The sequence below is a fragment of the Flavobacterium aquariorum genome (genome assembly GCF_003254745.1).
In the GTDB taxonomy this organism is placed as follows: Bacteria; Bacteroidota; Bacteroidia; order Flavobacteriales; family Flavobacteriaceae; genus Flavobacterium; species Flavobacterium aquariorum.
The window spans coordinates 14,570-28,789 of record NZ_QKXH01000002.1; the positions used below are offsets into that span (position 1 = coordinate 14,570).

Genomic DNA, 14,220 nt, shown 5'->3' on the forward strand with positions numbered 1-14,220 from the left:
TTTCATCAAAAGTGTACACCTTTTAAAAAAGTGTTGATTTTCAGTATTTTAAACCAGATTCAATACTTTCCTTTATACTTCAATTGATAATTCTTAGGAGTAGTATTATACATTTTATTAAACTCACGGTAAAAATAGGAACGGTTATTAAAACCTGATTGGTAACACACCTCAGATACTGTAAGTACATTTTTACGCAATAATTCTGCTGCATATTTTAATCGTATTGTTCGAATTAAATCTCCTGGGGTAAAACCGAAAATCTGTTTCACTTTTCGATACAATTGTGAGTTACTGATGCCTAATTCTTTTTCAATAAATAGACTTTGAAGATTTTCATTATCAATATTGGCACGAATCAGTTCAATCACTTTTTTTACAAAGTCTTTTTCATCATTGTTTATTGGTAACGCAGCCAGATTTTCAGTAAGTGTATCTTGTGCAAAATGTCTTAGTATTAATTCTTTTTCTTCAAGAAGCTTCTGTATTCGTACTAACAAATGGTCGGGATAAAAAGGCTTCGGGATATAGGAATTCGCACCGCTTTCCAATCCCTCAATTCTATGGATAACTGAATCCTTTGCGGTAAGCATAATAAACGGAATATGGCAGGTTTTAATATCCTGCTTGATTTTTCTACAAAGCTCTACCCCATCCATCATTGGCATCATAACATCGCTGATTATAATATCAGGCATTTCCTTCTCTAGAATTTCAAGGGCTTCCAATCCATTATAGCAAGGGATTATTTTATATTTGTCCCCTAATAAATCATTCAGAAACAAATGGATTTCCTTCTCGTCCTCGACCAGCAAAATTGTTTTTCGGGTGTCTTGAATATCTTCCAGCGAAGCAATTTTATCAGGCGTATCATTGGACTTATTCGGAATCTCTTCAAGAATATTTTTAAGATGATGCGAAATCAAAATCGGACTTACTTCTGTATCCAATTCTTTTTCGGTAAAAGATTCTTTACTGCACGGAATAATAACCGTAAAAGTGGTCTGTTCATTAGCTATACTTGAAACCAGAATTTCCCCTCTCAATACGGTAACCAATTTTTTAATATAGGCTAACCCTATACCTGTTCTAAATAAATCATTATCTGGCGCTTTATTTGTATCCGACAAAAAAAACCGATCAAATAACGAGTCTAATTTCTCTTTTGGAATTCCTTTTCCTGTATTTACTATTGTAATGTTCAGTCTTTTTGAATCATCCTGAAGCGTAAACTTAACATCTATTTTTCCATTTATGGGAGTGTATTTGAATGCATTTGACATCAGGTTAAACACTATTTTTTCAATCTTATCTTTGTCAAACCAGCCTGACAATGTAGATGGAATATCAAGGTTATAATCTATTTTTTTATCCAATGCCCATTCATCAAATAATTCGGCGATTTGTTCTACCAAACTAACAAGATCAAATTCTTTTGCTGTTATTTCCAGATAATCGTATTCCGCTTTCCGGAACTCCAATAATTGTTGTGTCAAAAACAATAACCTTGATGAATTGCGTTGAATCATCTGCAAGAATTTTTGATTACGTTCGCTAAGATTTGCCGTTTCGGACAACTTTTGAACAGGTCCGACAATCAAAGTTAATGGAGTCTGAAATTCATGGGCAATATTAGTAAAAAAGGTAAGTCTGTTTTCATGGAGTTCGTCCTCTCTTTTCCTAAAAAGAATATTTTGACTCAATGATTGTCGTTTTTTGTAATAACTCAGCACAAAAAGAACGAAAAGAGTTGTTAGTATCAAATAAATTACAAGAGCCACATTGGATTGCCAAAACACAGGCTTAATCCTAATATCTATGGCATGAACTGGTTTACTCCAAACTCCGTCGTTATTGGACCATTTTATCCACAAAGAATAATTACCCTTTGGAACGTTTGTAAAGGAAATAATTCTTCGATTATTAATTGTGTTCCAGCCCTTATCGAAATGCATCAATTGATAGGCATATTGACATTTTTCACTGTTAACATAAGTCAAAGCAGCTAATTCAATGTCAAAAAAGTTTTGATTATGATCTAAAACAATGGAAGGATTTGTGTTGGAATCTGGGGATATCACTAATCCCTGATAATATGGAATAGGCTGGTTTTGACCACTTATTTTGTCAATAAGAATATCTGGAATAACCGAAGATTCTTTAATTTTTTGAGGTAAAAAATAATTAAATCCTTTTATTCCGCCCATAAAAATAAAATCCGACTTCTGATCTTGATAAAATGCACCATCAGCAAATTCATTATTCTGAAGACCTTCGTTTTTGGTGTAATTAATGAACTTAAAACCGTTAATATTAAAATTTGACAAACCAAAATTTGTACTTATCCAAAGATTGGATTTTTTATCGGCAACAATCCCATGGATGGTATTATTCGGCAATCCTTCCTTGACAGTAAAACTCTTAAAAACTGCCTCGCCGTTACTCTTTAAATCTTCCAATACATTTAAACCAAAACTTGTTCCTATCCAAAGTCGGTTATTTGCGTCTTTCTGTAAACACAAAATATCATTGTTGGATAGACTTTTTGGATCATTTTTAATATTTTTATAAATGTGAAATTTGCCCGATTTTTTATCAAAAAGGTTAAGTCCTCCCAATCGGGTTCCTATCCAAAGCTGATTGTCATTCCTGGGAACAATGGAAAAAATAATATTGCTGCTTAGTGATTTTGCTTTGTTGCTGTCAGCGAGATATCGTTTGAATTCCGTTACTTTCAATTTGTCTCCTGAACGCTCAATTTTACAACGAATCATACCATAGCCATTAGTTCCAAGCCATATAAATCCATTTGTATCCTGAGAAATAGTATAAGTTGACTTAAAATAATCACATTTTTCATTCCCTTCAATAGCTGACCAATCGATAAGTTTAGATTTTTTTAAATCAAAAACAGAAACTCCATCCCCATCTGTGCCAACAAAAACAAGATTATCCTGACCTTTACACAAAGCAAATACAGCATTATCAATAGAACTGTTACTTTCGTTGAAGTTTTGATATTTTAAAGCTTTTTCCGGATTTAGATAAAAATTAGAAGGAAAACGAAACAATCCTTTTCCTTTTGTACCGACCAAAAAAGAATTCCCGTCCACTTCCAGAAATGATCTGATAATTCCACCGTCAAGCTCAGGAACTTGCGTTTTTGAAATTAAATTAAACGCTTTTTTCAGTGGATATATTTTGAACAAACCATCTCCATCCGTTCCTGTCCAAAGCACATTTTCACTTCCTTTTATTAATGTGGTAACTTTTTGACTCTTCAAGTATTTCAACCATGGTTTGGAAACAATATTTCCGGAATTGTCCATTATAAAATACCCCGATTTACCGGAAAGCACAAGTCCCTCTGGAATATGTCCAATGATATTGTCAACATTATGAACCTGCAGCGTTTGATTTTTTGTATCGGATAAAGAAAGTAAAATAGTATTTCCTGAATTTGGAATGATACAGACCTTTTGATTAGAAATCACTTCAAACGTGCGAATATTTTTTGAGATTAATTTGACTTCTGAAATTATCTTTTTCCCATCATTGGTTGTTTTAAGAGACAAAGCATAGAGTTCATTGTTCTCTAACAGAACTAATAATTCTCCAGTTGGAGAAAATTTCATTTTTTTGACCGCTTTTGTCGAAAATTTTTCGCCAGTCAACAGTTTAAAAGAAGTTCCGTCAAAACAGCCAATTCCCCACTCTTTTACAGCGCAAAACACTTTCTTTGAAGCATCCAATGCCATATTAAATTCTGATTCTGATAGTGGCGATTTATTTTCTCTCGAAAAGTAAAACCGTTGGAATGCATCCGTTTTTTTATTATATCGATTAATGCCGTGAATTGTCAAGATCCAAATCTGACCTGCGTCATCTTCTGCTATTTTAAGGATTACCTGATTACTCAAACTATTATCATTATCCAATTCAGGTCTGAAAATCTTAAAACTATTTCCATCATATCGGTTTAATCCATCCCAGGTTCCAATCCAAAGTAAATTCTCGGAATCCTGAAAAATGACATTAACGGAACTATTGGACAATCCTTTGGTATTATCTAATTGTTCCAACGAATATTTTAAATCTGAAGTCTTGGATGAATCTAAAATTAGTTTATTGTTAATCTCGATTCTTTTAGTCAATCGATTATCCCGATATGAAGTATTCTCTTTATGATCACATGAAATAAATCCTGCAAAAATAAAGCTGACGAATATAATTTTAATTTTCAATTTAATAAATGTTTAGTGTTTCTTTACAAACCAACTATGCGATTATTTAGAGCTGCCGCAACAAATTATTTGCCTTTCCTTTGTAAAATGTAAAGTGTAATCTAATTATTTTGGAAGCACGTAACAATTTGGAAAGAGGTTTTTTTTAAAAGGAGCTCAGGCAATTATTTGGTTCCCAAATGTACAAAAAAAGCAATGTTGTTATAAATCAATCGAAAAATAGTTTATTAAGTTCCCATGCAAAGTCTCCCATAATTAACAAAAAACAGGTTCCGATAGCTATTTTTTGCTAATTTTTAAATAATACAATTTGAATAAATCCATCAAATGCATTCGGTTACAAAAAATAAAATACCAGTCATTTAATCACGGAGAATTGATACCAAAATCCTCGAAATACTTCCATTATTAATTTAAGATTAAGATGTAAAAATGCCTGCTTAATTCTTATTAATTAATTATATTTGCCGCGTTTATAAACTTGATTAATTCAATCACGAACCGATTGTAATTCAGTAGTTATAAGAGCAAAAACAATTTATAATTTAAAACCAAATAATTATTTGGCCACCTTTTTAACAGCAATTACCCCCAAAAAAATGAATCCATTTAAAACTATTTTATACACCTCTATAATTTTACTTTCTGGAAATGCAATTTTTGCTCAACAGGGAGAACAGTCAATAAACAATCAAAATCAATTACCACCATCACTTATCCAAAATACAATTGCGTATTCTAATTCTCAAAAAGGAAGTATAGAAAATGCAAACAATTACAATATGCTTTCTATAGCCGATACTATATTGGTACAACAAAACGGAATCGCATATCCTCCTGCAACCAGAGATTACAGGAGACTAAGTTATGACACTGCAATGTATGTAGGAGCGACTGTTATCGCATTTGGCGTACTTTATGTCATGCCTGAAAGTGTAACCAATTGGGACAAAGAAGCAATGAAAGAAAATGGAATTACATATAAATGGAAACAAAACGTAAAAGCAGGCCCAGTTTGGGATGATGATGATTGGGTTTTAAATTGGGTTACGCATCCTTATTCTGGAGGAGTTTATTATATGACTGCCAGAAGTAGTGGTTTTAATATGTTTGAATCTTTTTTGTATTCGGCTTTTATGTCTACCTTTTTCTGGGAATATGGAATCGAAGCGTTTGCAGAGATTCCATCTAAGCAGGATTTGATTATTACACCAGTATTAGGTTCTGTTGTAGGTGAAGGCTTTTTCTATGCCAAAAAAAGTATTTTAAGACACGATAAAAAAGTATTAAACTCAAAAGTATTAGGATACACTTCCTTGTTTTTAATTGATCCTTTCAATACAATACTAGATGGTTTTGGTTATAAAGACCAAAGAACAACACAATTAAGTGTCGCTCCTGTGGGATTTGACAAAGGAGCCAATAAAGCCATCTGGGGACTAAATTTCAATATGCAATTTTAATACATAAGATTTTTTAACACACTGAAAATCATTTTATTAAATAATTTCTTTCAATAAAAATTTAATTGAAATAGATGCGTTAAATTTTTAAAATAAATTGCATTTTAACATCTCTTAGAAAAAATAATTACTAATTTTAACTCATGCTAATCATTATTCTATAGTAAAACCAACGTTAGTTATTAATTCAGATTAGCACGGAGTTTTCACTGATTTATTAACCTAAAAAATGATTTTTTTGAGTGAATTTGAAATTATTGTCGCTTGTATTTTTGTGGTTTTAAATTATATAATTTGCACGAAAACTATTTTAAAGTATAAGCAAATAAATGAGGCGTTTGCCCAAATAGTAATTCATAGAAAGTAACACCTAAGGGTTAAGTAAAAGATTTACAATCCAAATACTTTACACAAGTACAATAACAGATGGTAATCTTTAAATGTATAATCAACCAATGGTTTTATTGTGAAATTTATACTTTACTACATAGAGTAAATGTTTTGATTTATAGACAAACCATTAATAAAGTAATTTAATCTTTGTAATTACTTGTATTACATACACATTAAGTATGCAAAGTGCTTGAATATACTTTTTGAAATGTTCGAAAATGTTTTATTTTTGTTTATATCTATAGGGTACAAACAAAAGTAAAAGAGAAAGGCTAATCAAAATGATTAGCCTTCCTTTTTTTATTCCTTAACTAAATAGATTCCGTCTTCTTTAATCTCGATTAACTTTTCTTTATACAAAGCTCCAATGGCTTTTTTAAAGGTTTTCTTGCTCATTTTTAAAACCGTTTTAATGTCTTCGGGATGTGAATTATCCGTTAAACGTAAAAAACCTCTACTGGCTCTTAGTTCGTCCAGAATCTTTTCAGCATTTGGTTCTATGCTTTGATAGCCTTGAATTTGCAAGGAAACATCAATCTTGTTATCAGGTCTGATATTTTTGATATATCCTCGCATACGGTCTCCCGTACGTATAGCATCATCATAAACTTCATCCTTATACAATAATCCTTTGTGTTGTTCATTGATGATTACATTGATACCCAATTCAGTAATATGGGAAACTATAAGCTCCACTTCTTCACCTTTTTCAACGGTAAGGTGGTCATTTTTCAAAAATTGATTCAATTTGCTTGATGCCACCAAACGATTGGTTTTTTCATCCATATAAAGATAAACCAAATAGCGTTTTCCTTTTTCCATAGGACGTGCCTGTTCCTTGAAAGGAACCAAAATATCCTTCTCCATTCCCCAGTCCATAAAAGCACCTATTTGGTTAATATAATTCACACGTAAAAGAGCAAACTCATTCAACAATATATAAGGCTCCAATGTTGTGGCGACTGGACGTTCCTCATGATCCAAATATACAAAAACAATAAGCTCCTCGCCTATTTCAAATTCATTGGGCACATATTTATTGGGTAAAAGTATATCATGTATTCCTTCTGGATCTTTTTCTGGGTTGCCCAAAAACAAACCCACTTTGGTATCACGCAATATTGTAAGCGTATTGTATTTTCCTATTTCAATCATTTTTATTGAGATTCTAAGTTGTATTTCCAACTAAGTTTAAAGCACAAAGGTACGAAGTTTGAAAATGGGATTTTAAAAAACATTATCAATAAAAAAAGCGCCTGTTAAAGACGCTTTATAAATCGTTAAATAATTTTAATTGTAAACACTCTCTCTTCCAAAATGCAGAGCCAATAAATAATAAACCACCGCTCTATATTTATTTTTATTTGACCTTCCGTACTTTTCTAGAACAGCATCAATTCCTTTTTGAAGTTCAGGACCATCAGTCAAGCCTAATTTTTTAATCAAAAAATTATTTTTTACCGTAGCAATTTCGGATTGTTGTGTTCCCGCAATAATGGAAGAATCTGGATTATATATGGACGGACCGCAACCTGTGGTCACTTTGGTCAATAAATCCATATCTGGAGTAATCCCACATTTTTCTTTCAAATCGGCTGCATATTTTACAATTAATACGTCTTTTGCACTCATAAAAATATATTTAAGGTTTTTACTTTTGGTTTTATAACATCCTCAAATTTAGTAATTTATTATTAAACTGTGCGATTTTTATTCAATATTTATTCATTAACTTTTGGTAACCAAATTAAAACTTGATTTTATTACAGAAATCTTTTCTGCAGCCAATTTAAGCCAAAATAGTACAATTATTCCAACTCTTTAAAATACTGCAATAAAATGGTATTATTATCCAATGTTGGCGTGAAAACTTCCAAGACACTTGGTTTTTCATTCTGTGCATATAATAAATCCAAACCTTTGGACAAACTGATCTCATCATTGGCAATATTATAATCCAAGTTATACATTTTGGCCAAATGTTCTGCGGTCAAGTTATGGGATGTTTCAAAAAAAGTATTAAAAACAGGTGTTTCAGAATGTCCTGGCAAAATTCTAAAAATGCCCCCACCTCCATTATTAATCAAAATGATTTTAAAATTTTTCGGTATATAATTGTTCCAAAGCGCATTACTGTCGTATAAAAATCCAATATCGCCTGTTATAAAAACTGTCGGTTTGGCATTGGCCACAGCCGCACCAATAGCTGTTGAAGTACTTCCATCGATTCCGCTGGTTCCTCTATTACAATACACTTCGATTGATGGATCTATCGGTATTAATTGTGCATAACGTATAGCCGAACTGTTACTGATTTGCAATTGACTGTTTTGCGGTAAGCTCTGAATCACTTTCTCAAAAACTTTAAAATCCGTAAAAGGAATTTTAGCTAAATAGATATCGTGTTTTTCTTTCCGCAAGACTTTAACTGCATTCAATTGAGAAAAATAATTACTTTCAATTTTTGAGGTCAATGGCAAAAAAGCATTGAAAAAAGTATTGGGATCAACCTCAAAATGTTTTGTCAGACAACCAAAAGTATCATAAGCTCTTAATGTATCTATATGCCAATGTTGCTTTGGTTTGTATTTTCTCAAGAAAGCTTTAATACGTTTGGAAACTACCATTCCGCCAAACGTCACAAGAATTTCTGGACGAAAAGCATCAAAATCCTCAGCTGTAAAAGGTGTTATAATGGTGTCAATATTACTTAAGAAGCTTTCATGGGACACATTCGAGGTATTTTCGGTCATAACCACAACCGATTCATCATTGGCAAAAGCTTCAATAGTTTCTTCCGCAATTGAATTGGGCTCATTTACACCTATTAAGATCAATTTTTGGGAAGCTTTATTCCAAATCGAGGCAGAATCCTGTAAATCTTTGATGTCTACCGTACGATTCACTTTTGCGGAAGCAAAAATGGAACTATTGACACTTAACACCGAAACCGTTTCATACAAAGGCTCTTCAAATGGAGCATTAATATGTACTGGCCCTTTTTTGGTAATGGCTGTATTGATGGCTTCATTTATTTTTCGATCGTTTTCTTCTGAAACCTCTTCCAATAAGTTGGCATTGTATAAAGAATGATTCGCGAATACATTTCCTTGACGAATAGTTTGACCGTCGCCAATGTCAATCTTACTATGTGGTCTGTCTGCCGAAACCACAATCAATGGAATCTGGCTATAGAACGCTTCAGCAAAAGCCGGATAATAGTTTAATAAAGCTGATCCTGAAGTACAAACCAATACAGTCGGTTTTCTGGTTTGTTGGGCTATTCCCAAAGCAAAAAAAGCAGCGGCACGCTCGTCGGCAATACTATAACATTGAAAAGCTGGATTACTGGCAAAACCTATCGTAAGGGGCGCATTTCTTGAACCGGGAGATATGATAATGTTGATGATTTCTTTGGCTAAAAAAATTTGAAGTATGCTTTGTGCTAATGGTATTTTGGGGTAAGTCATTTGTCTATTTTTGTGAATACAAAGTTACAAACTTGCTACTGCTTTTCCGTTGCTTTTGTTCAATTTTTCATATTTTTGAACAACAAATAATTACTTCATGCAAATCAAACTAAGACTTTACCAAACCGAGGACACACAAGCCATATTGGATATTATAAATTATAATATTCTAAACTCTACTGCCTTATACGACTATAACATCCGGAGTTATGATCAGCAAAAAACAATTTTGGAAGAAAAAATCAACAAACATTTCCCTGTAATTGTCGCAGTAGAAAATGACAAAGTGGTTGGTTTTGGTATGTATAGTGAATTTCGATTTCGGGAAGCCTATAAATATACCGTAGAACATTCTGTTTATGTGGATAATGACTATCACGGAAAAGGGATTGGAAAACTTCTGCTACAAGAATTGATTCAATTGGCTAAAAAACAAAATCTACATACTATGATTGCCGTTATCGATGCAGAGAATCAAAGCAGCGTTGATTTTCATGAAAAATTCGGTTTTAGAACCGTTGGAATCATTAAAGAATCTGGCTATAAGTTTGACCGCTGGCTGCATTCGGTTTTCATGCAATTGATTTTGGAGTGATATGAAGTTGAAAGTTTTAAAGTAGAAAATTGCAAAGTCTTGTTGCTGCCAATTTAACTTTCGACTTTATGACTTTATAAACTTTATGACTTATAACTTTATAGTATCTTTGCACTTTTAAAAATACTATGAGCTTTACCCTGCTTTCTTCACCTTTACAAGGTTTTACCGATTTCCGTTTTCGAAATGCCATCAACAAATATTTCGGAGGAATTGATACTTATTACTCTCCATACATCCGTTTGAACGGAAAATTAGTCATAAAGTCGTCTTATGAACGTGATTTACTTCCCGAAAACAACATTGGTCTTGAAGTAATTCCGCAGGTTATCACCAATGATGCAGAAGAATTTTTATTTGTCGCCAAATATGTTCAGCAGTTGGGATATAAAGAATTGAACTGGAATCTGGGCTGTCCCTACCCTATGGTGACCAAATCCGGTATGGGTTCCGGTCTTATCAGTAATACTGAAAAAATCAATCACATTCTGGAAAGAGCCCATAACGAAACCGACATAATTGTATCGATGAAAATGCGTTTAGGATATGATACTACAGAAGAAATTCTGGATGTGCTGCCCATTTTAGACAAATACCCAATTAAGAATATTGCGATTCATGCACGTATTGGAAAACAACTGTATAAAGGTGGCGTTCATCTGGATGCGTTTCAACACTGCATCGACAATACTAGACACAAATTATATTATAACGGAGATATTACTTCGGTGGCTAAATTTCAGGAAATGCAGCAACGTTTTCCTTCCATAAATCATTGGATGATTGGCAGAGGATTGATAGCCGATCCTTTTTTGCCGAGTATGATTAAAAGCAATGTTACAGAATATCCAAAAAACAAAATGGAATTATTCAGTGCTTTTCATGACACACTCTATGAAGGCTACAGTGAATCCTTATCCGGACAAACTCACATTTTACTAAAAATGCATCACTTATGGGAATATTTTTCTGTTATATTTTCAAATCCGCATAAAGTTCATAAAAACATTAAAAAATCCAAAAGCATCCGTAATTACGAAGCTACCGTTAAAGAGGTTATTGCTAAAGGGTAGTTTTAGTTTTGAATCAAAATAGTCCATAAAAAAAGAGTTTGATTTACAAACTCTTTTTTATACCTGTTTAATTATTAAAAAACTAACCTTTAATCCATTTTACAACTTCAGGATCTGTCGGTAAAGTTTTTGGCGAAATTACTTTTTCCAATTCCCCTTTTTCATTGATAAGGTATTTTTGAAAATTCCACTGCACTTCAGAATCCTGTAAGCCATTTTTAGATTTTTGTGTCAAAAATTGATAAACGGCACACATGTCAGCTCCTTTTACAGAAACTTTGTCCATCATAGGGAAAGTAACTCCATAATTTTGTTGGCAAAAAGTGGCGATTTCTTCTTTAGTTCCAGGTTCTTGCGAAGCAAAATTATTGGCTGGAAAGCCTACAATCACAAATCCTTTGGATGCATATTCTTTATATAAAGCTTCCAAATCCTTATATTGCGGAGTTAATCCACATTTTGAAGCTGTATTGACAATCATTACTTTTTTGCCTTTTAGTGTGGCAAAATCAAAAGTCTTACCATATAAGTCTTCTACTTTGAATTGATAAATGTTTTGTTTCACTTGTGCTTGAATTTGGATATTTAAAAAGAACATCGCGCAGATTGCTACTACTATTTTTTTCATGTGTTTTATTTTTTATATAAAATTAAGCATTTATTTGTGTTATCATAAATTATTTTACATGAACAAAAGTTAATTAAAACAGAAAACCCAGTATCAATAACGATGCTGGGTTTTCAAACAAACAAATTAAATTAGGACTAAAATTTATAGATAACTCCAATTTTCAAAAAAAATGGAGTTCCTGGTGTAAAATGAATTTCTTCAACACTTGCGGTTTCGTTCTTCAATCTGGATTCTGTGGCAAACTGGGTTTCATTCCATTCCGAGTTAAATAAATTTTCAAGCGTTACTCCAAAAACTATTTTTTTGAAGGTATAATTAACATTGAAATCGGTTATAAAATAGCCTTTTGCCACTATCGAATTGTCTTCGTTGGCTGGACGGTCATTCATATAGCGATACCGTAATCCCCCTGAAAACTTTTTCCAGTTTTGAAAACTTAACCCACCGGTAGAGGTAAAATCTGGAGCCAGCGGAATGTAGTTCTGTCCACTTGGCTCATTAATGTTCCTAGCATGCGTATAATTAGCATCAAAATTAAAAAATAAATAGTTGCTTAGTTGATAACGAATACCTAAATCAAAACCAGCTCTTCTTGTTTCTCCACTTGGTTCTACAACTCCCGCATCCCCTACATATACAAACTCCTGTTGCAAATACAAATACCACAAAGCCGAATTGACAATCAATCTAGGAAATGGTTTCCAAATCGTACCCACATCGGTACCAATTGCTGTTGGCAAAATTTCTTTACCATTATTAGCAATCACCACTCTCGCATCATTAGAATGAAAACCCATTCCAGTTTTGAGATAAAATTGTAAATCATTGTTTTGGGAGTAAACAAAATTCATTTTAGGGGATATTTTTACTTCACTTTCTGTCTGTGTTTTGTAATTCCCCGCCAACTTATCCTGATAACCGAATTTAAAATAATCCAATCGAACTGCAGGATTGATCAACCATTTACCCAAACGAATCTCGGTATTCAAATAACTGAAAACATTAGATTCGTCTATATCTCCCAATTTGATTGCTTCCAAAGTGGTACTTCTATTCAAAGTATGGGACAATTCAGTATCTGTTGTCGCATCGTTTCGAACACCAAATCCCAATTGAAATAACAAATCAACCGATTCTTTATTGATGTTTTTATTCAGCTCCGCATTGATTCCATATAAATTCCTGTCTTCCTTTTGCTTAATCTGATCACCATTGATGGGATCTTCCAAGAAAAAAGTAAAATTTGAAAACAACTCAAATTTATAATTCGAATAAAAGGTATTTGCTTTCAAAAACGTATTTTCATCAATTGGTTTACGGAACGAAACATTAAAATTAGATCTCGAAGTTGTGCCGCCTTCAGTATCATCTACCGATCCAAATCTGGAAATAGTTCCTGCATCGACCAAACGTTGTGGCACTTGCCCTGAAGCATCCCACTTACTTGTGAAACGAGAAGCAATAATAGAAAACCGACTATTATCTTCTAAAACAAACGAATATTTTCCAAACAAATTGATTCGGTTGAAATTTTGAGGCGAATCAAATGGACCATCAGTAAGAATATATTCAGTGGCGATATAGGCACTTTGTTTTTTGTTATTTCCCAAAAGATCAAATAATCCAATCGTTCTAAATGTATTAAATTGCCCTAATTCTACTCCGATACTGCTAAAATCCAGTTTTTCTTTTGTTCCAAAATCAACGTACCCGGCCGTTGCAAAATCACCTTTGCCTGCATAATACGTTCCTTTTCCAAAATCAATTTTATCGACCGTTTCCGGAATTACAAAATGCAAATCGGCGTACCCTTGCCCATGTGCATGCGAAACCATATTTACTGGCATACCGTCTACATTAATCGCGATATCCGTACCGTGATCAATATCAAAACCACGTAAAAAGATTTGTTCCGCTTTTCCTCCTCCGGCATGCTGGCCGATAAATAATCCTGGAACTTTTCTCAATATCTCCTGCGATGAATTTACAGGAGTCGTCTCCAAATCAATTTTGGAAATTACATTTATGGCTGATATTTTAGACTGAATAACTACTTCTTCCAGCTTAAAACTGTCACTTTCCAAAAAAACACTTATTTCAGAATTCGTAATAGTATAGTCCGTTTTTTTATGTCCCAGTGCACTTACAATAAGAACATCTCCTACATTGGACTTATCAATACTGAAATTGCCGGTTTCATCAGAATGTGAATGAGTATTCGATTTTGTGTTGGTAATGGTTGCATTTTCAATTGGTCTTCCATTTTCATCAATAACAAACCCTTTTTGAATCTGACTGAATGCATTTAAACCAAATAAAACCAGAAAAATTAGTGTGTAGTTTTTCATATC

General features: G+C 33.0%; 9 protein-coding genes. 3 read left to right on the forward strand and 6 right to left on the reverse strand.

Going from position 1 to position 14,220, the window contains the following annotated elements:
- Window positions 1-59 precede the first annotated feature (59 nt).
- Window positions 60-4,244 (reverse strand): two-component regulator propeller domain-containing protein, encoded by a 4,185-nt coding sequence (locus tag DOS84_RS02680; protein ID WP_111408580.1) that lies wholly within the window; start codon window positions 4,242-4,244, stop codon window positions 60-62.
- A 599-nt stretch (window positions 4,245-4,843) separates the two neighbouring features.
- On the opposite strand from DOS84_RS02680, the gene DOS84_RS02685 reads away from it, so the two are divergent.
- Window positions 4,844-5,707 carry a DUF3943 domain-containing protein gene (locus DOS84_RS02685; RefSeq protein ID WP_124020614.1) on the forward strand — a complete coding sequence of 288 codons (864 nt, stop codon included), beginning with the start codon at window positions 4,844-4,846 and terminating at the stop codon, window positions 5,705-5,707.
- 693 nt (window positions 5,708-6,400) lie between these two features.
- Here DOS84_RS02685 and DOS84_RS02690 read toward each other — a convergent pair.
- From DOS84_RS02690 to menD, 3 genes are all read right to left on the reverse strand, one after another.
- Complete coding sequence (locus tag DOS84_RS02690) at window positions 6,401-7,255, reverse strand: CvfB family protein (RefSeq protein ID WP_077377067.1); 855 nt, start codon at window positions 7,253-7,255, stop codon at window positions 6,401-6,403.
- A 135-nt stretch (window positions 7,256-7,390) separates the two neighbouring features.
- The gene (locus DOS84_RS02695) at window positions 7,391-7,732 is read right to left on the reverse strand and encodes a DUF2853 family protein (protein ID WP_111408582.1); all 342 of its coding nucleotides are present in this window, start codon (window positions 7,730-7,732) and stop codon (window positions 7,391-7,393) included.
- 176 nt (window positions 7,733-7,908) lie between these two features.
- A complete protein-coding gene (gene menD, locus DOS84_RS02700) occupies window positions 7,909-9,570 on the reverse strand; it encodes a 2-succinyl-5-enolpyruvyl-6-hydroxy-3-cyclohexene-1-carboxylic-acid synthase (protein WP_111408583.1) in 1,662 nt (553 codons plus the stop codon).
- A 97-nt stretch (window positions 9,571-9,667) separates the two neighbouring features.
- Between menD and DOS84_RS02705 the strand changes: the two genes are divergently transcribed.
- A complete protein-coding gene (locus tag DOS84_RS02705) occupies window positions 9,668-10,165 on the forward strand; it encodes a GNAT family N-acetyltransferase (RefSeq protein ID WP_111408584.1) in 498 nt (165 codons plus the stop codon).
- A 128-nt stretch (window positions 10,166-10,293) separates the two neighbouring features.
- Window positions 10,294-11,238 (forward strand): tRNA dihydrouridine synthase, encoded by a 945-nt coding sequence (locus tag DOS84_RS02710; RefSeq protein ID WP_111408585.1) that lies wholly within the window; start codon window positions 10,294-10,296, stop codon window positions 11,236-11,238.
- 82 nt (window positions 11,239-11,320) lie between these two features.
- On the opposite strand, the gene DOS84_RS02715 is transcribed toward DOS84_RS02710, so the two are convergent.
- Both DOS84_RS02715 and DOS84_RS02720 read right to left on the reverse strand, forming a co-directional pair.
- Window positions 11,321-11,836 (reverse strand): glutathione peroxidase, encoded by a 516-nt coding sequence (locus tag DOS84_RS02715; protein ID WP_243636322.1) that lies wholly within the window; start codon window positions 11,834-11,836, stop codon window positions 11,321-11,323.
- A gap of 167 nt (window positions 11,837-12,003) precedes the next feature.
- A complete protein-coding gene (locus tag DOS84_RS02720; RefSeq protein WP_111408587.1) occupies window positions 12,004-14,217 on the reverse strand; it encodes a TonB-dependent receptor in 2,214 nt (737 codons plus the stop codon).
- Window positions 14,218-14,220: the final 3 nt, after the last annotated feature.